Source organism: Streptomyces sp. NBC_01546, from assembly GCF_045208355.1.
In the GTDB taxonomy this organism is placed as follows: domain Bacteria; phylum Actinomycetota; class Actinomycetes; order Streptomycetales; family Streptomycetaceae; genus Streptomyces.
The window spans coordinates 1,900,856-1,918,997 of sequence record NZ_CP109379.1; the positions used below are offsets into that span (position 1 = coordinate 1,900,856).

Genomic DNA, 18,142 nt, shown 5'->3' on the forward strand with positions numbered 1-18,142 from the left:
TTGTGACTACGGTTGCCGCGGAACGAGGTCGGTCGGTCTGAGCCGGGTCCGCGCGCTCCCGCCGTCCAGCAGGACCCCGGCGATGCGGTCGCCCGCGCGGCCGTCCCACAGCTCGGGGCAGCGGGGCGCGGGCGGATCGTCGAGCACCCGGTGCGCGGTGGTCACGATGCGCTCGGGATCGGTGCCCGCCAGCACGTTGGTGCCCTCCTCGACCGTGATGGGCCGCTCGGTGTTGTCCCGGAGGGTGACGCAGGGCACGCCCAGGGCGGTGGTCTCCTCCTGGATGCCCCCGGAGTCGGTGAGCACCAGGCGGGCGGAGTCCTGGAGGGCGATGAAGTCGAGGTACCCGGCGGCCGGCACCAGCCGGATGCCGTCGGGTACGCCCGCTTCGGCGAGCCGCTCGGCGGCCCGGGGGTGCACCGGCAGCAGTAGCGGACAGCGGCCGGCGATCTCGCCCAGGGCCTTCAGCAGGCCGCGCAGGGCACCGGGGTCGTCCACGTTGGCCGGGCGGTGCAGGGTGACCAGGCCGTACCCGCCCCGGGTCAGCCCGTACCGGTCCAGGACGTCCGACCGCCGGGCCCGGTCCAGGTTGGCGAGGAGGGTGTCGATCATGACGTTGCCGACGACGTGGATCTGGTCCTCCCGGTAGCCCTCCGCCCGCAGGTTCGCGGCCGCGTCGGGCGAGGGGGCCAGCAGGTAGTCGCTGACGCGGTCGGTGGCGACCCGGTTGACCTCCTCCGGCATGCCCCAGTCACGGCTGCGCAGTCCGGCTTCCACGTGGGCCAGCAGCGGGCCGGCCTTGGCGGTCACCAGGGCGCAGGCGAGCGTGGAGTTGATGTCGCCGACCACGACCACCGCGTCCGGGGCCACCTCGTCGAGCAGCGGCTCGAAGGCCGTCATCACCCGGCCGGTCTGCTGGGCGTGGCTGCCGGAGCCGGCGCCCAGGTACCGGTCGGGGGCGCGGATGCCGAGATCGCGGAAGAACACCTCGTTCATGGACTCGTCGTAGTGCTGACCGGTGTGGACGAGGACCACCTCGGCGCCGCGGCGCTCCAGTGCGTCCATCACCGGTTTGATCTTCATGTAGTTGGGGCGTGCTCCGGCGACACAGATGATCCGGACGGTGTCTCCCATGCTCAGAGCACCTCCACCGTCGGTCCGGACAGCCGGTTGCGGCAGTCGAGGACGAAGGAGGCGTGCTCGGTGACCAGTGCGTAGTCGAAGGAGTCGTGGTCGGTGAGCAGGACGACCACGTCGGCGGCGGCCAGTTCCTTGCGGGTGGGCTCGACCCGGACGAGGCGGGCGTCGACCTTGATGTGCTCGACCACGTGGGGATCGGCCGCGCGCACCTTGGCCCCCATGTCGAGGAGCAGTTGCGAGACGCGCACCGCGGGCGACTCCCGCGCGTCGCCGGTGTTCTTCTTGTAGGCGAGCCCGAGCAGCAGGACCCGGGAGCCGTTGACCGAGCGGCGCTTGGAGTTGAGCGCGTCGATGACCCGGCGGGTCACGTACTCGGGCATGTGGCTGTTGATGTCGTTGGCGAGCTCGACGAAGCGGAAGCTCTGGCCGAGTTCGCGCTGCACCCGCCAGGACAGGTACGAGGGGTCGATCGGCAGGCAGTGACCGCCGACCCCCGGGCCGGGTGTGAACTTCATGAAGCCGAAGGGCTTGCTGGACGCGGCTTCGATGGACTGCCACACGTCGATGTCGAGGTGGCGGGCGAACATCGCTATCTCGTTGACCAGCGCGATGTTCACGTGCCGGAAAGTGTTCTCCAGCAGCTTGGCCAGCTCGGCCTCCTTGGGCGAGCTCACCGGCACCGTGGTGTCGACGAGGTCCCCGTAGAAGGACTCGACGGCCTTCAGCGAGCGGGCGTCGACGCCGGAGACGACCTTGGGCGTCTGCTGGAAGCCCCAGACGGCGTTCCCGGGGTCGATGCGCTCCGGGCTGTAGCCGAGGTGGAAGTCGGCTCCGGCGGTGAGCCCCGAGCCGTCCTCCAGGATCGGCGCGAAGAGTTCCTCGGTGGTGCCCGGGTAGGTGGTGGACTCCAGCACCACGGTCGCGCCGGGGCGCAGGTAGCGGGCCAGCGTGTGGGCCGACTCCTCGATGTAGCGGAGGTCGGGGGCACCATCGTGTAACGGGGTCGGGACGGTGACGACGGCCACGTCGAAGCCGCCGCAGTCCCGGGCCAGTTCGGTGGGCCGGTAGGTGCCGAGCTCCAGCGCCCGGCTCAGCCGTTCGGAGCTGACGTCCTCCACGTACGACTCTCCGGCGGCGAGGCTCTTGACCCGCCGCGTGTCCACGTCGTAGCCGACCACCTGGTGCCCGACCTCGGCGGCCCGGATGGCCAGTGGCAGTCCGACGTATCCCTGTCCCACGACGACGACGCGCATCAGTGACTCCTGTTCGCGGAACCGGCAGACGGGGTGCGGCGGATGAGCTCGCGGACCGTCATGAGGAGGAAGGCGGTGTTGGTGGTGAGGTAGCGCTTGCCGAGGCGGCGCGGCTCCTGGAGGGTGCGGTAGAACCATTCGAGTCCCATCCGCTGCCAGACCACCGGTGCCCGTCTGGTGATGCCGGCGAGGATGTCGAAGGAGCCGCCGACGCCGTGCACGACGTGGGCGCCGGTGCGGTCGCCGTAACCGGCGGTGAAGATCTCCTTCTTGGGCGAGGTCATGCCGAGGAACAGGAGCTGGGCGCGGCTGTCCGCGATGGCGCCGGCGACCGACTCCTGCTCGGAGTCCGCGAAGTAGCCGTTGCGGCTGCCGGCCACCCGCAGCTTCGGGAACCGTTCGGAGATCTGCCGGAGCATCATCTCCAGGACCTCCTGCCGGGCGCCGAGCAGGTAGACGGAGATGTCCGCAGCCTCGGCCGCGGCGAGCAGGCGCATGAACAGGTCGATTCCCGCCACCCGTTCCGGCAGCCGGACGCCCAGGACGCGCCCGGCCCAGACCACGGCCTGGCCGTCGGCCAGGACCAGGTCGCAGCCGGCGACCGCCTCGGCGAGGCGGGGGTCGCGCCGCATGTTGACCAGCTTGGCCGCGTTGACCATGCCGATCTCGATCCGCTCGCCGCGGCGTACCGCGTCGAGGCAGCGCTGGACGGTCTCGTCCATGGTCAGGGCGTCGAGCGTGACCCCGAAGAGGGACTGTCTCTGGGTCATCTCTGGGGCCCCCCGAGCCAGGCGAACAGCATCCAGCCGAACTCGTACGGGCGGCACTCGCGGTCCACCGCGACGGGGCGGAAGAGCCGGTCGAGCGGTGCGAGCCGCGCGTGCGGGGCCACCCGGGTGGTGAGTCCGCGGGCGGCGCGGACGGCCTTCCTGGGGTCGCCGCGGTAGACCTTGCGCCAGGTGACGCCGAGTTCCTCGCGGATCATCGGCTCCCGCGGGGTGCCGGCGGGTCCGGCGAGTTCGGGCACCTCGGTCATCCAGCGCAGCCCGCGGCGGATCTCCTTGCCGAAGTCGGTGCCGCCCGCGTCGGCCAGGTCGAACAGGGCGGTCGGGGCCATCGCGTGCTGGTGGACGCTGTAGACGGGGTAGCCCTCGACGACGGTGCCGTGCCGGGCGTCGTAGTGCCACCACCACTGTCCGCCGTCCCCTTGCAGGGCGCAGATACGGGCGGCGCAGGCGTCGGCGGCCGCGAGTGCCTGCGGGTCGTCGCCGCTCGCGTGGAGCCGGGCCAGTGCCTGGAGCGGGTAGGTCTGGTCGGCGAAGCAGGCCACGTGGGACCGGAATCCGGGCACCAGGCCCGGTCCGGTGGCGTGCGGGAAGAGCGGGCTGTCGGCGGACTTCGCGGCCAGCAACCGGTCGCGGGCGGCCGCAAGGCGGTCTTCCACGTCCGCCGTGCCGCGGGCGGCGGTGAGTGCGGAGAGCACCCAGGCCGCCTCGACGGTGTACTGCGGCTTCCCGGGCACGTCCAGCGCGGCCACCCGGTCGAGGGCGTCGGCCAGCTTGGGGTGGCCGGTTTCGGCGGCGGCCCAGGCGATGAGCGCCGCGTCGCCGAGGTTCGTCACCGAGGGCAGCCGTTCCACCAGCAGTCCGGCGAACTCCTCGGCGGTGCGCCCGCCGAACAGGACGCGCTGCCGGTCCTCGGGCAGGAACCTGGCCCCGAGTGCGGTGATGGCCGCGTACCGGGTGCTGGTCCCGCGCTGCTCGAGGCCGCGGGCGCCGTCGGGTGAGGCCTTGCCCACCCGGGTGAACACGAACGTCTCGGCGCCCGGCAGGTACATCCCGGGCAGCCCCGCCTCGGCCAGCGCGAGCAGACGCTCGGCGAGGGCGTGCAGCGGCACGTCCTCGCGGGCCAGTGCTCCTAATCGTGTGATGGTCATCGGGTCCCCACCCCGACTCCCCGGGTGCTGCGCGCACCCCGTATGTCCGAGCTGTACGGCTCCAACACACCTACCCCCTCTGATCACTCCTCGGACGGACCTGGCGGTCGTCACTCCGCGGAGGGGGATTGCGCGTGACGGCGCCCGCGCCGACGGCACCCTTGCGCCGATGGCACGAGCCGTCCGACGGACGCCGACTGGACCCCCCAGCGATGCCTCGGACCGGAGCACGCGCGTGCGACGGCAGCGTTCGCGGGCGCGGTGAAGCCGCGCCGCGCGGCTCTGCCCGCGGTGCCCTCGTCGTGTACAACCCCCCACTGATACAGGCCTGTTGCCTGCTCAGATCCCTTGTGCAGGGACACGGTATGCCCACGGATGTTCGTTGATTGTGGTTTTGAGGAAATGCCGTTGCGCTAAATTGCCGACATTCCGTCAGGTGCGCTCGATGAGCGTGCCGTCCTTCTCCTCGTGCAGCGCGCCGGTGTCCGGGCACTCCCATACGCCCGGCTCGTCCTCGCGCTCCACGAGGCGGACCCCCGCCCGGCCCACCCAGCCGATCCGCCGGGCCGGCACCCCCGCCACGAGCGCGAAGTCCGGTACGTCCCGGGACACCACGGCCCCGGCCGCGACCAGCGCCCAGCGCCCGACACGCACCCCGGCCACGCACACCGAGTGGGCGCCCAGCGAGGCTCCCTCGCCCACCACGACCCCGGCGGCCTCCCAGTCCCCGCCCCGCTTCTGCCGGCCGTCGGGGTCGACCGCGCGCGGGTAGAAGTCATTGGTGAGTACGGCCGCGGGGCCGATGAACACCCCGTCGCCGAGCACGGCGGGCTCGTACACCAGCGCGTAGTTCTGGAGCTTGACGTGGTCCCCGATCCGCACGCCCGGCCCGACGTACGCCCCGCGGCCCACGATGCACCCGCGGCCGAGCCGGGCCTCCTCCCGTATCTGTGCCAGATCCCAGACGGTGGTCCCCTCACCGAGCTCGGCCGTCTCGTCGACCTGGGAGGAGGGTTGAATGCGGACACTCACGGAGCGGTCCCCTTACGGTTCGCGAGGTGTTCGGACGCACGCGCGTACGAACGCAGAGCATATGCGGCGGGGCACACTCGCCGTGGGGATCAACCGACTGTTCACGAAACGGACTTGGCGGTCACTCGTAGCGGTGGAGGAGGGACTCGCGCTCGCTCTGCAGGATCTGCTCGATGGTCAGGCCCGGCAGGTTCAGGTGGGAGAGGGTGACCTCGGCGGAACTCGGGACGGCGTCCTCGGCGAGCCACTCCCCGGGCTTCCAGGCGCTGCTGCGCAGGAACGCCTTCGGGCAGTGCTGGTAGAGCTCCTCCACCTCCACCACGATCGCGCTGCGCGGCGGCTTGCCGACGGCGGTCAGCTGCTCCAGCAGGCGCGGGTCGGCGGAGACGCAGGCCCTGCCGTTCACGCGCAGGGTGGTCGCCCGGCCGGGGATGACGAAGATCAGGCCGGCCCGCCCCGTCTCCACGATGTTGTGGCTGCTGTCGAGCCGCTTGTTGCCGGTGGCATCGGGAATGGCGAGGGTGAACTCGTCCAGGACGGACACGAATCCGGCCGGTCCGCCCCGGGGGGTCACGTCACAGTGGCCGCCGGCGCCCGCGCTGGCGATGAACACGAGCGACGATCTGCCGATCACGGCGCGCGCGACGTCGTGGATCCGGTCCACCGCCTTGCGGCGGACCAGTTCGCTGGGTTCCTCGTAGAGCTCGCGCAGCTGGGCCGTGGTCTGGACGGCGTCGGCGTTCAGGGCATCGAATATGCGGCCGTTCGGCGGCGTGGTGGTTGTCACGTCCACGCAATCTATCCGACCCCCGGAGCCTCCCGCCGGGGGCGCGGCCGTGTCTCCAGCCGGGCACTTCGGGGGCCACCGCTTCGGCGAAGTCGGCGGCGATGTCGCACACGTTCCGGTCCGGGCTCCCGGTGCCCTGCTGGGCCATGACGAGCGCCTTCCCGAACGACGTGGGCCACAGGATCACGCAGCCCTTGGCGTTCCCGCTGACCATCGCGGACCGTACCCCGGGCACGGACGTGGGGGGCGGCTTCGGTTCCAGGGGGATGTCCCTGAGTCCAGCTTCCACCCGCCCGTCACGTCGCTGTCGACCGCGTCGCACGGGTCGGCCAGGACGCCGGTCGCGGCCGGCGGCGCGGGATCCGGCGTATCGCCGCCGCCACCGCCGTCGTGTACCAGCGCCCAGATCCCGGCCCCGGCCGCCGCGGCGAGCAGGGCCGCGGTGATCACCACGATCGACATGCGCCGGGTCCGCTCCCCCGGTGGCGGTCCGTCCGGGCCGGCCGGGCCGCCCGCCTCCACCCAGGCCTGACTGTCCTCGTCCCATGAGGTCACGCCGACCACCCCTACCCGGTCAGAAGTTGTGTGATCTGCTCCACGAGGGCCCCCGCCGAGGCGAGCCCGGCCGCGGCCGTCGCACCGACGTCGAGGCGCTCGCGCCGCACCTGCCCCGTGGCGCCGATCTCCTCCTCGGCCCCGGCGAGCCCGGCGTCGACCTCGGAGGTCTCGTCGCTGGGGCTGAGCAGGCGCAGTTGCTCGCGCAGGGTGCCGAGGGCCGTCCGGAACTCGGCGGAGACGCCGATCAGTTCCTCGGAGGCGTCGAGGGCTCTGGCGCCGCGACCGGTGGCCGCGGCGCCTCCGCTCATCGCCCCGATGAACACCCCGCCGCCGCTGACGCTGACGACGTACTGCTCAAAGCCGCCCGTCTCGTAGCCCTTCGTGCGCAGCGCGTCCTGCACCCCGCTCGCGATGCGGTCCTGCAGCGTCCTCACGTACCGGCTGATGTCCATCTCCTGGAACAGGTAGATGTCCTTCACGCTGCCCAGTTCCCGTGCTGCGGGAGGGTCAGCCAGGCGCGGAAGACGGAGAGGGCCGTGGCCCGTAGGCCAGGAACCAGGGTGCGGGCAGCACCGATTGGGCGCCGACCCCGGCCAGCCCGAGACCGATGAAGACCGCCCAGAGGGCCAGCAGCGCGGCCGCGGTCTCCACCTCCAGCCAGCGTGCCCGCAGGGCGTGCGCGAGGACCGGCAGGGCGTCGATGCCGAGCGAGGGGGCGATCGGCCGCTCCTCGTGCTCGACCAGCTGCTCGATGACGCGGCGGCGGAATTCGCTGTCGAACCAGACGCCCGCGCACAGCAGCCGGGTGGCTTCGCTGCGGATGTGCCGCGGCTCGGCGGCGGCGTCCTCTGCTGCGGGTAAGCCGGAAGTCCGTCCAGGTGTGGACATGCATCCCCCGATGCTCGAACTCCCGCTCGGTAAGGAGTGTCCGAGGGAGTCACGGATGAGCAGTATGGCGGCTGGTGCCCGCGATCGGAAGGGTGTCCGTGGCAACCGTTCCGGTGCGCGGCCCGGTCACAGGAGGCGTTCGGGGACCGAACCGGAAGGGACGGTACGGGTGTGGAGGCGGCCGTCCGGAGTGAGGAACTCGACGTCACCCGGGGCCTCGGGCGTGACCTCGCCGACGACGGCCGCGTGGCGGCCGTAGGGGTGGGCGCGCAGTGCGGTCAGGGCGGGGGCGGTGTGCTCGGGCGGGACGAACAGGCACAGGCAGCCGGCGCAGGCCGCGTCGAGGGGGGCGAGGCCACGGGCGGCGAGGGCCGGCCGCGCCTCGTACCGTACGGGCAGAGCGGCCTCCTCGATGCGCAGGGTCAGGCCGCGGGCGGCGGCGCACCGGCGCAGGACCTCCGCGAGGCCGCCCGCGGCCACCGTACGGGCGTGGCGGACGTGCGGGCGCACCGTGCGCAGCAGGTCTCCCAGGGGGGCGCAGTCGCTGGGCACGTGGTGCTCGTACCCGAGGCCGTCGCGCAGGGAGACCAGGTGGGCGGCGTGGCTGCCCAGCGGCCCGGTCACCACGATGCGGTCGCCCGGCCGGACCGAGCCGAGCTCCATGGGCGGTCCGCTCGGCACGCCGAACGCGGTCGCGGTGACGAAGACCCGGTCGGCCTCGCCCGCGCGGACGACCTGGGTGTCGACGGCGGCGATGGTGACCCCGGCCTCGGCGGCCGCGCCGCGTACGGAGGCGGTCAGCCTGTGCACCAGGTCCAGGGGGAGGCCGGCCTCCAGCACGATGCCGAGGGCCAGGTGGCGGGCTTCGGCGCCGGTGGCGGCCAGTTCGTTGACGGCCCCGCAGACGGCGACCCGGCCGATGTCCCCGTTGCCGAAGAAGGGCGGGTCGACGACATAGGTGCCGGACCGGACGACGAAGGCCTCGGCGGCGCCGGGGCCGCCGCCCGCGCCGGGTGACGTGCCGGGTGAGCCGCCGGGTGACGTGCCGGGCTCCGGGACGAGGGCCTCCTCGATCAGGGCCCGGACCTCCGGTCCGAACCCGACCTGTGCCGTGTCCCACTCCTGTGTGTACGTCACGAGTGCCTCCCCCGAAGCCCGCGAGTCATGATCGTCCCATCATCCTGCGCGGACGGTCCCCCGCATACCCGTGTCGTGGCGCGGCTGCTGATGAGGGGTCAGTAGGGGAGGTCCGGGCGGTCGTAGGAGCGGAGCAGGGCTACGGCCAGCGCCGTCGCCAGGGCCGGGAGGAGTGCGAAGCCGGCCAGCATGCCGAGTTCGGCCGCAGGGGTCTGTTCGGCGGCGCGGCCGGTGCCGGAGGACACGTAGCCGCAGAGCTGGAGGACCACTCCGTACAGGAAGGGGCCGAGGGCTACGCCCAGGCCCTCGCCGGTGCTGAACAGGCCGGACAGGACGCCCGCCTGGCGCCGTTCGGTACGGGCCGCGTCCCGGGCGATGCAGTCCGGCAGCATCGCGTAGAGGAAGAGCAGCTGGCCCGCGTGGCCGGTGCCGGCCAGCGCCATGGAAAGCAGCACCGCCCCCTCGGGCAGCGCGGGCGCGGCGAGGAAGAGCAGGCAGCCGGCGGCGAACAGGGCCGAGGCGATCGGGTAGCCGTGGCGGCCGCGCAGCCGCGACCAGAGGGGCACGGTCAGCAGGTTGGGGGCGACGAAGGCGGCGACGAGGGCGCCGACGCCGGAGGAGTCGCGCAGTACGTGTGCGGCGAAGTACGGCGCGCCCGCGAGCAGGACGCCGGTCGCGACGGACTGGACGACCACGCACCGCAGCAGTGCCATGAAGGCCGGGTTGCCGCGGGCGGCGGCGAATTGGCGGCGCAGGCCCGACTCGGTTTCCATGACGGGGGCGTCCCGGGGGGCGCCTGAGGTGCCCGCGAAGACCCAGACCGCCCCGAGGGCGATCACCGCCCCGCCGAAGATCCCCATCCACCGGTGCCCGGCGAGGCCGCCGCCCCCGGCGTCGATGAGGGCGGGTCCGGCGGCGCCGGTGACCAGTGCCGCCACGCCGATGACGGCGACCCGTCCGCCGACCATGCGCATACGGTCCTCGTGCCGGTCGGTGAGCTCGGCGGGCATGGCGACGTACGGCACCAGGAAGAAGGCGAACGCGGTCGCGGTGAACAGGTACCCGGCCGCGGTGAGCCAGGCTCCGGCGGTGCCCGGCAGCAGCCCCGCGAAGGTCAGCGCGAAGGCCAGGGCCATCGCGAGCCCGCCGCACAGGACGTACGGGCGGCGCGAGCCCCAGCGGGTACGGGTGCGGTCGCTGGCCCGGCCGACCAGCGGGTTGAGGAAGGCGTCCCAGGCCTTGGGGACGAACACGATCGCGCCGGCCAGCGCGGCGCCCACGCCCAGGGTGTCCGTGAGGTACGGAAGCAGGAGCAGGCCCGGGAGGGTGGTGAACGTCCCGGTGACGAGCGATCCGGAGGCGTAGCCGATGCGGAGCCGGGCCGGCAGCCCGGCCATGGGACCCGGCGGCCGCGCGGCGGTGTCCGGCGGGGCGACCCGGGTTCGCCCGGACCCTGTGGTGGCCATCGGGGGCTTCCTTCCGGGGAGCTGTGGAGGTCTGCGGTGGGAAGAAAAGGGCCCCGCCCGGGGGCTGGGGGGACATCCCGGGGGGCGGGGCTCTCGTACCTCAGGGTCCGCCCTCCCGCTTGGACGTGACTAAAGCTCACGTACGCGGATCAGGGGCGACGGGCGACGGACGAGTTCCTGCCATGCACTTTCCTGCCAACGGCGGCGGCTGGATGCCCGCTCGAGCGCCGCTCCACCATGACGCGAGAGAAGGAGAGGGACATGACAGTCGACAACAGCACGACCTCGCTCCCCGCCATCCACGGACACGCGACGGCCGCCCGGCACCTGATCCACCGTCCGCCCTCGCGGGCCCACTACGGCCTCGACGTCCCCAGCCTGGGCGAGGAGAACTTCACGCTCGTCGGCGCGACCCCTGTCGGCCACCCGCTCTTCAACGACGGTCCGGGCCACTTCCACGACCTCCAGATCGCGACCGAGACCATGCGGGAGATCGGCGAGTTCGTCGGCCACCGCTACTTCGGCGTGCCGGAGGACCGCCCGGGCCTGTTCTACCGCTTCACCCTCGACCTCACCGATCTCTCCGCCTGGCGTACGGACGGGCCCGCGGCCGGCCCCGTCCCCATGGAGACCCACATCAGGGCCCGGCCGGCGAACGTGGTCGCCGAAGTGCCGCGCGGACTCGACTTCCACCTCGAGGTGGTGATCGACGGCCGCCCGTGCGCGACGGGCGCCGCCGGTCTGGTCTTCCTCATGCCGAAGCTCTACCGCCGCCACCTTGAGCACTCCCGGCAGGCCCTGCAGGCCGCGCCCGAGCTCGACGATGCGCCCGACGGCCCGCTGCGGCCCGCCGACGCCGCCGAGACGGGCCGCTACGCCCCCGAGAACACGGTGATCAGCGAACCGACGGACGCCGCACGAGGCCGGCTCAGCACCTGGCTGCTCACCCGCCACATCAGCCCCGTGTTCCTCGGTGAGGACGGACAGGTCTCCGGACTGCACCTGCTGGAGGCGCTGCGCCAGACCTCGCTGCTCGCGGCGGGTCGGACGCACGGGCTCGACCCCGTCCGCAGCGCGCTCGGCGCCTGCCAGGTGCACTTCCGCGGACAGGCCGAGGCCGATCTGCCGCTGCGCTGCGTGGCGGTGGCCGGTCCGCTGGGCCGCGACGGCGAGGGGCGGCCCTCCGTACCGGTCACGCTCACCCTGACGCAGCGCCGCCGTGCGGTGGCCGAGGCCCGCACCTCCGTGGTCCAGGACCACTGAGGACGATGCGCTTCGGGATTCTGGGCCCGCTGGAGGTCACGGGAGGCACGGACGGCGCTGCGGGCGGCAGTGCGGGCGACGGCGCTGCGGGCGACGGCACGGGCGGCGATCCTGGGGCCTCGTACGCTCCGCAGGCCGCCAAGCTGCGGGTCGTCCTCGGGACCCTGCTGGTCCGTGCGAACGAGGTCGTGTCGGCAGAGAGCCTCATCGACGAGCTCTGGCCGCAGGCGCCCCCGCGTACCGCGACGACCACGCTCCAGGTCTACGTGTCCCACCTGCGCAAGGCGCTCCGGAGCGCCGATCCGGAGAACGGCCGGGAGTCGCTGGTCACCCGGCGTCCGGGCTATCTGCTGCGGGTCGGCCCGGACGCGCTCGACACCATGGTCTTCGAGGACCTGTCCCGCCGCGGCCACCAGGCCCTGCGGGCCGCCGACTTCGCCGCCGCGGCCGAGCTGCAGCGGCGGGCGCTCGCCCTGTGGCGCGGGCCGGTGCTGTCGGACACCCCGCACGGACCGGTCCTGGACAGCGCGGCCGTCCGGCTGGGCGAGGCGCGCACCACCGTGCTCGACGAGCGCATCCGGGCCGAGCTGCACCTCGGGCTGCACCGCGAGCTGGTGGCCGAGCTCCAGGAGCTGGTGGCCGAGCACCCGATGCACGAGGAGTTCCACGCCCATCTGATGGTGGCGCTGTACCGGTGCGGGCGGCAGGCGGAGGCGCTGCGGGTGTTCGCGCTGCTGCGGCGGACCCTCGTGGAGGAGCTCGGGATAGAGCCGGGCCCGGCATCGCGGCAGCTCCAGCGGCGCATCCTGGAGGGCGATCCGGCGCTGTCGGCGGCCGGCTCCAGAGGTGCGGGGTCCGATGCCGGGCCCGACGCCGGGTCCGACGCCGGATCCGATGGCGCCCGGAGCACGGGAGGCTGGTCCCCCGCACTCGGCGCGCTGCCCCCCGCAGACCCGGCCTTCACCGGCCGTACGGGCGAACTGACCGAGTTGGAACAGCTGTTACGGGCCGCCCCCGCAGGTGGCGCCGTCGCCGTGACGGGCCTGCCGGGCACCGGCAAGACGGCGCTCGCGGTGGAGGCCGCGCACCGCGTGGCGGACGCCTTCCCCGACGGGCTGGTCTTCCTGGACCTGCGCGGCGCCGACGGGCCGCCGCCGACCGGGGCGGAGATCCTCGGCCGGCTGGCGCGCACCCCCCTGACGGGCCGCCGGGTACTGCTGGTCCTCGACCACGTCACCTCCGAGACGCAGGTCAGGCCGCTGCTGCCGCTCGCCGGGGGCTCCGCGGTGCTGCTGACCGCGGGCCGGGTGCCCGCCGGGCTCCCGGGGCTGCGGTCGGTGGTCCTCGGGCCGTGGCGCCCCGAGGAGTCCCGGCGGCTCGCCGGGCTGTTCACCGGCCGCGCGGGGATCCGTACCGGCGCGGCCCGCCCTGTGGCCGAACCGGGCACGGTCGCCGAGATAGCCGAGCTGTGCGGACGGCTCCCGCTCGCCGTACGGGCCGCCGCCGCCCAGCTCGCGGCCCGGCCGCACTGAACCCCGCCACGCTGGCGGACCGGCTGCGCGACGAGGGCGGGCGGCTCGACGCGCTGCGGACCGGCGATGTCGACGTACGGGCCCGCCTGTTGGAGGCGTACGCGGCCGCCCCCGACGCCCAGCGGCGGGAGTTCCGCCTGCTGGCGCTGCTGCCGCCGGGCCGGTTCGGCGCCCGGCAGGCCGCCGCCGCGCTGGACCTGGCCGAGGCGCGGGCCGCGGCGGCCCTGGACGTGCTCGCCGACGAGCGGCTGGTGGCCGTGGACCGGGACGGCTGCCGGCTCCCGGAGCTGCTGCGGCTGCTGGCGGTGGAGCGGCTGGCTCTGGAAGAGCCGCCGGAGGTACGGCGGGCGGCGGCGGAGCGGGTGTGCCGGGCGTACGCGGCGGCCGCCGCGGCGCGGCCGGGCCGGCTGCCGGACGCCGACGCGCGGGGGCTCGTACGGCTGGCGCGGACCGCGTACGAGGCGGGGCTGTGGGCGCTGACGGTACGGCTGACGGATGCCACGGGCGGGTGGGTGGAGGACGACGCCGAGGCCGCGTTCACCGTGGCCCTGGACGCCGCCGTACGGTGCGCGGACCGGTCGGCGCAGGCCCGGATGGAGCGCTCGCTCGGCGATCTGGCCTGGCAGTACCGGCGCCTGGAGCGGGCGCAGGAGCTGTTCGCGCGTGCGCTGGCGCACGCCCGGGAGGCGGGTGACGAGGAGGAGGCGGGCCGCGCCCTGGTGGGTCTGGCCGAGCTGCGGCTGGACGCCGGGGCGGCGGCGGAGGCGGCCGCCCTGCTGGAACCCGCCCTCGCCGCCCTGTCGGCGCCGGGCCGCGCCCGCTACGAGGCGAGCCGTGCGCGGGCGCTCCTCGCCCTCGCACAAGACGGGCCGGAGGGACGGTCGAGGGCCCGGACCTGGTTCGGCGAGTGCCTTGAGCTGGCGGTCGGCCTGCGCGATCACCGGCTCGAGGTGTACGCGCGGCGTTCGCTGCGTGCGCTGTCCGCCGAGGGGGGCGAGCAGCGGGCCGTGGAGATCCGCCCGGGGCTCTGGCGGATCCGGCCGGCCGGTGTCCGCACGTGACCGGGGGGGGGCGGCCCCGCGGCCTGACCCTGCGATCCCCTTCCACTGCTACATACGGAGAGCCATGTCGGTTGCGCTGGGCCCGGTAACGGAACTCGTCGGGCGGGAACGGGAGTCCGCCGCGCTGGTGGAGCGGCTGCGGGATCCGTCGGTCCGGACGCTGACGGTGACCGGGCGGGCCGGAGTGGGCAAGAGCCGGCTGGCCGCGGAGGCCGTACGGGAGATCGGCGGGGAGTTCGGCCGGGTGACGGTGGTCGATGCCGTTCGGTGGTGCGCCGCCGCCGGGCAGGAGCCGCTGCTCACCCCGGCCGGACCCGAGGAACACGGCCGCGTCCTGCTGCTGCTCGACGGCTGCGACCACGATGTGCGCCCGGCCGCCGCCGAGGCGGTGGCGGCGCTCGCCGGGGATCCCCGTGTGGTGGTGCTGGCCACGGCCCTGGAGCCGCTCGGGGTGTACGGGGAGCGGTTGCTGCCGCTGGCGCCGCTGCCCGTTCCGGGATCCGCGGGCACCGGCGACCCGCACGAGGTGCTGGAGGCGGCCTCGGTCGCGCTGTTCGTGCGCCGCGCCCGCGACGCCGACCCGGCCTTCGCGCTCACCCTCGAGAACGCGGCGGCCGTCGCCGAGATCTGCACGCGGCTGGACGGTCTGCCGCTCGCCGTCGAACTCGCCGCGCGCAGGCTGCGACTGCTCTCTCCCCAGTCGCTCGCCGCCCGGCTGCGCGGCCGTACGACCGTGCTGGCGGGCGGACCGGCGCACGCTCCCGAGCGCCACCGCTCGCTCGCGGCGCTCGCCGAGTGGAGCTGCCGGGGCCTGGCCGGTCCGGCCCGCGCGCTGCTGGACCGGCTTTCGGTGTACGAGCCGGGCTTCGGCCTGTCGGCGGCGGGGGTGTCGGCGGAGGCGGAGGTCGAGACGCTGCTGGACCGCGGTCTGCTGGCCGTGGTGGGCGAGGAGCAGGGGGAACCGCGGCTGGCCGTGACCGAGCCCGTACGTTCGCACCGCCGCGCGGAGTTGGCGGACTCGGGGCGCGACGGCGCGGCGCTGGACGCGCACGCGGAACGCTACCGGCTGCTGGTGACCAGCGCACTGCCGGGGCTGAACGGGACCGATCAGGAGCGGCTGCTGCGCGAGTTGGCCGCCGAGGGTGCGAACGTGACGGCCGCCCTGCGGCGGTTGCGGGAGCGGGGCGACGACGAGGCGGCCGCCGCCCTGGTGCTCGGCTGCCGGCTGCCCTGGCTGACGCAGGGGCGGCTGCGGGAGGCCCTGGACTGGTGCGACAGCTCGGCCGAGGCCGCCGGTCCCCCGCTGCCGGAGGCCGTACGGGCCCGGCTGGCCGACATGTCCGGGCTCTTCGCGCTCGCCCTGGGCGATCCGCAGGAGGCCGTACGCCGCCACCGGAGCGCCCTGGCGCTGGGCAAGGCCGTGGGCGACCGGCGGCAGAACGCGCTCGTCTCCGTGCACCTCGGGACGGCCCTGCTGAAGTCCGGGGATGCGCCGGGGGCGCGGGCCGTGCTGGTGGCCGCGCTGAGCGCGCTGGCGTCCATGGGCGTGACCGGGGGCGCGGCCGGGGCGGCGGCCGCGCTCGCGGCGGTCACGCGGGCCGAGGGCGACCGGCGCAAGGCGCTGGAGCTGCTGGACCGGGCCGAGGAGGCGTTCCGGCGGATCCGGGACGGGCGGGGCCTGGCGGGCACGCTGCGGACCGCGGCCGCACTGGCCCTGGACGGCGAGGAGCCGGACCGGGCCGACGGGGCGCTGCGGGAGGCCCTGCGGCTGTACGGGGCGATCGACGAGCGGACGGAACTGCCGGACCTGCTGGAGGAGTTCGCCCTGTTGCTGCTGCGCACGGCGCCTGCCCAGCGGCCGCGTACGGTGCGCCTGCTGGCGGCGGCCGACACCCTGCGGGCCGCGACGGGCGCCGAGGTGCCGGACGCGTGGCGCTCCGAGGCCGAGCGGGCCCGTACGGAGCTGAGCGCGCGGCTGGACTGGTCCGACTTCGCCACGGCGTGGGCCGAGGGCGTCCGGATGACCGCGCGGGCCGCGGTGGCGGAGGCCCTCTCCGCACCCGCTTCCTCGCGCCGACCGGCGGCGGGGGCGGTCGCCGAGGCGCAGTCCCTCACGCCGCGGCAGGTCCAGGTGGCCCTGCTGGTCTCCGAGGGACTGACGAACCGTCATATCGCGGCCAGGCTGGACATTTCCGAGTGGACGGTGGTCAACCACGTCCGCCAGGTGATGCGCCGTCTGGGGTGCACCTCACGGGTGCAGGTCGCCGGGGCGGTGGGCCGATGGGGCTGACGGATTCACCCTCGGAAAGCGCGGCGGCGCACGGCGCGGTGCACGGCCGGCCGCCCGGCCTCACCCCGCCCGCGGGGCTCTCGGACCGGTTCCGGGCGGCCGGCTGGTGGCGCCCGGAGACCTTCCTCGACGATCTGTACCGTACGGCCGCCGCCGCGCCCGAGCGCCCGGCGATCGTCTCGGAGCGGGCGCACCGGCCCGCCGGCCGGCGCAGGGTCGTCGTCACCTACGCCCAGCTCTCCTTGTACGTCGACCGGTTCGCCGCCGCCCTGGCCTCGCTCGGGGTCGCGCCCGGGGACCCGGTCGCCTACCAGCTGCCGAGCTGGTGGGAGACCGCGGCGCTGACCCTGGCCTGTCTGCGGGCCGGGGCGGTGGCGGTGCCGGTGCTGCCGACCGTACGGGCCCACGGACTGCACCGGATCCTGGAGAGCACCCGGGCCCGGGTCTGCGTGGTGCCCGACGTCTGGGAGGGCTACGCGCACGCCGAGGTCCTCGCGGATCTCGCCCCGGGGCTGCCGTGGCTGCGCCACCGGGTCGTCGTGGGGGACGCGGCGGCGACCGGGGCCGTCGATTTCGCGGCGTACTTCCGGCGCACCGCGCACGAACGCACCGAGGCCGGCCGGCGGAGCAGGCCGTACGCCGGGCAGGCCGACCGGCCGGCCCTGCTGATCAGCGTGATGGGCCTGCGGGACTCCTACACCTCGGTACTGCACTCCCCCAACACGCTGTACGCCAACATCGCCGCCCAGCACGGGGGCGACGGCCCGGGGCGGCGGCCCGGCGAGGTCTTCCTCAGCACGCTGCCGCTCACCTCGCTCGCCTCGCTGATCTACACCGTGTGCTGGCCGCTGGCGGTCGGCGGGACGGGCGTCTGCCAGGACGTGTGGGACCCGGGCCGGTGCCTGGACCTGATGGCCGCGGCCGGGGTGGACCAGGTGTACGCGGAGCCCGCGTACTGCTCCGAGCTGCTCACCGCCCAGCAGCGCCGCCCCCGGGAGCTGGACCGGCTGCGGCTGGTCCTGTCCGGCGGGCGCACCAGCACCCCGGGGCCACTCGCCGCCGCACTGCGCGAGGTGTTCGGCGTCCCCGTGCTCTCCGTGTGGGGGGCGCCGGAGCTGGGCATGGGCGCGCTCTCCGGCAACGCCCCGGACCAGGGTGACGGATTCCGCCCGCTGCACGGGCTGGAGGTGTCCGCCGGGCACGGGACCGGGGCGCTCGCGGTGCGCGGCCCGTCGGTGTGCCTGGCCACCTGGGAGCACGGTGCCCCGGCGCCGGTGCCCACCTGGGAGCGGGCGGACGGCTGGCTCGACACCGGCGACCTGGCGGAGGCCGGACCGCACGGCGGGATCCGGGTCCTCGCCCGGGCGGGCACGCGCACCGGCGCGATCTTCATGGTGCCGGTGGCCGAGGTGGAGGAGCGGCTGCTGAGCCACCCCCGGGTCCGCGAGGCCGCGGTCGTCGCCTACACCGATCCCGAGCACGGGGAACTGCCCTGCGCGGTGGTGGTCCCGACCGCCCAGGACCGGCCGCCGGGTCCGGCCGAGCTGCGGGAGCACCTCACCGCCGGGGGTGTCGCGGAGGCCTTCCTGCCGACGCGGCTGGAGATCGTCGGCGCCCTGCCGCGCGACGAGGAGGGCCGGATCCGCCGCGGGGCGCTGCGGAGCTGGCTGACGCGGCTGCGGCCGGGCGGGCCCCGGCCCGCCCCGGCTGAACGGCGGCGGCGCCAGGGGTGTCTTGTCGATCGGGCCGGGCTCGCGGCACCTGGCACCGCGCCCTGATCCGGCCCGATCGGCAAGACA

At 74.7% G+C, this 18,142-nt stretch carries 15 protein-coding genes; 5 read left to right on the plus strand and 10 right to left on the minus strand.

Annotation, left to right across the window (positions count from 1 at the left end):
* Positions 1 to 6: 6 nt before the first annotated feature.
* The 10 genes from wecB to OHA89_RS09075 form a co-directional block, all read right to left on the minus strand.
* Positions 7 to 1,134, minus strand: a complete 1,128-nt coding sequence (gene wecB / locus OHA89_RS09030; protein ID WP_266614102.1) for a non-hydrolyzing UDP-N-acetylglucosamine 2-epimerase — start codon at positions 1,132 to 1,134, stop codon at positions 7 to 9.
* Between the two features lie 2 nt (positions 1,135 to 1,136).
* The gene (locus OHA89_RS09035; protein WP_257553578.1) at positions 1,137 to 2,393 is read right to left on the minus strand and encodes a nucleotide sugar dehydrogenase; all 1,257 of its coding nucleotides are present in this window, start codon (positions 2,391 to 2,393) and stop codon (positions 1,137 to 1,139) included.
* The gene (locus OHA89_RS09040) at positions 2,393 to 3,163 is read right to left on the minus strand and encodes a WecB/TagA/CpsF family glycosyltransferase (protein ID WP_266614105.1); all 771 of its coding nucleotides are present in this window, start codon (positions 3,161 to 3,163) and stop codon (positions 2,393 to 2,395) included. The genes OHA89_RS09035 and OHA89_RS09040 overlap by 1 nt, the downstream gene beginning before the upstream one ends.
* The gene (locus tag OHA89_RS09045; RefSeq protein WP_266614107.1) at positions 3,160 to 4,329 is read right to left on the minus strand and encodes a hypothetical protein; all 1,170 of its coding nucleotides are present in this window, start codon (positions 4,327 to 4,329) and stop codon (positions 3,160 to 3,162) included. The genes OHA89_RS09040 and OHA89_RS09045 overlap by 4 nt, the downstream gene beginning before the upstream one ends.
* Before the next feature lie 432 nt (positions 4,330 to 4,761).
* The gene (locus tag OHA89_RS09050; RefSeq protein WP_215145821.1) at positions 4,762 to 5,361 is read right to left on the minus strand and encodes an acyltransferase; all 600 of its coding nucleotides are present in this window, start codon (positions 5,359 to 5,361) and stop codon (positions 4,762 to 4,764) included.
* A 121-nt stretch (positions 5,362 to 5,482) separates the two neighbouring features.
* Entirely contained in the window at positions 5,483 to 6,148 is a 666-nt protein-coding gene (locus OHA89_RS09055; RefSeq protein WP_266614108.1) for an MSMEG_1061 family FMN-dependent PPOX-type flavoprotein, read from the minus strand.
* Between the two features lie 566 nt (positions 6,149 to 6,714).
* Complete coding sequence (locus tag OHA89_RS09060) at positions 6,715 to 7,185, minus strand: hypothetical protein (protein WP_406365844.1); 471 nt, start codon at positions 7,183 to 7,185, stop codon at positions 6,715 to 6,717.
* Between the two features lie 28 nt (positions 7,186 to 7,213).
* Entirely contained in the window at positions 7,214 to 7,594 is a 381-nt protein-coding gene (locus OHA89_RS09065) for a hypothetical protein (protein ID WP_406365845.1), read from the minus strand.
* A 126-nt stretch (positions 7,595 to 7,720) separates the two neighbouring features.
* A complete protein-coding gene (locus OHA89_RS09070) occupies positions 7,721 to 8,731 on the minus strand; it encodes an AIR synthase-related protein (protein WP_406365846.1) in 1,011 nt (336 codons plus the stop codon).
* A 98-nt stretch (positions 8,732 to 8,829) separates the two neighbouring features.
* Complete coding sequence (locus tag OHA89_RS09075; protein ID WP_406365847.1) at positions 8,830 to 10,197, minus strand: MFS transporter; 1,368 nt, start codon at positions 10,195 to 10,197, stop codon at positions 8,830 to 8,832.
* Between the two features lie 261 nt (positions 10,198 to 10,458).
* Between OHA89_RS09075 and OHA89_RS09080 the strand changes: the two genes are divergently transcribed.
* The 5 genes from OHA89_RS09080 (at position 10,459) to OHA89_RS09100 (ending at position 18,121) form a co-directional block, all read left to right on the plus strand.
* On the plus strand, positions 10,459 to 11,460 hold the full coding sequence (locus tag OHA89_RS09080; RefSeq protein ID WP_266614115.1) for an AfsA-related hotdog domain-containing protein: 1,002 nt from the start codon (positions 10,459 to 10,461) through the stop codon (positions 11,458 to 11,460).
* A gap of 5 nt (positions 11,461 to 11,465) precedes the next feature.
* The gene (locus tag OHA89_RS09085) at positions 11,466 to 12,992 is read left to right on the plus strand and encodes a BTAD domain-containing putative transcriptional regulator (RefSeq protein WP_406365848.1); all 1,527 of its coding nucleotides are present in this window, start codon (positions 11,466 to 11,468) and stop codon (positions 12,990 to 12,992) included.
* Positions 12,929 to 14,053 (plus strand): hypothetical protein, encoded by a 1,125-nt coding sequence (locus OHA89_RS09090; protein WP_406365849.1) that lies wholly within the window; start codon positions 12,929 to 12,931, stop codon positions 14,051 to 14,053. Before OHA89_RS09085 ends, OHA89_RS09090 begins: the two co-directional genes overlap by 64 nt.
* 64 nt (positions 14,054 to 14,117) lie before the next feature.
* Positions 14,118 to 16,343, plus strand: coding sequence for an ATP-binding protein (locus tag OHA89_RS09095; RefSeq protein WP_406365850.1), 2,226 nt, complete (start codon positions 14,118 to 14,120; stop codon positions 16,341 to 16,343).
* Positions 16,334 to 18,121, plus strand: coding sequence for an AMP-binding protein (locus OHA89_RS09100; RefSeq protein ID WP_406365851.1), 1,788 nt, complete (start codon positions 16,334 to 16,336; stop codon positions 18,119 to 18,121). Before OHA89_RS09095 ends, OHA89_RS09100 begins: the two co-directional genes overlap by 10 nt.
* The last annotated feature ends 21 nt before the right edge of the window (positions 18,122 to 18,142 follow it).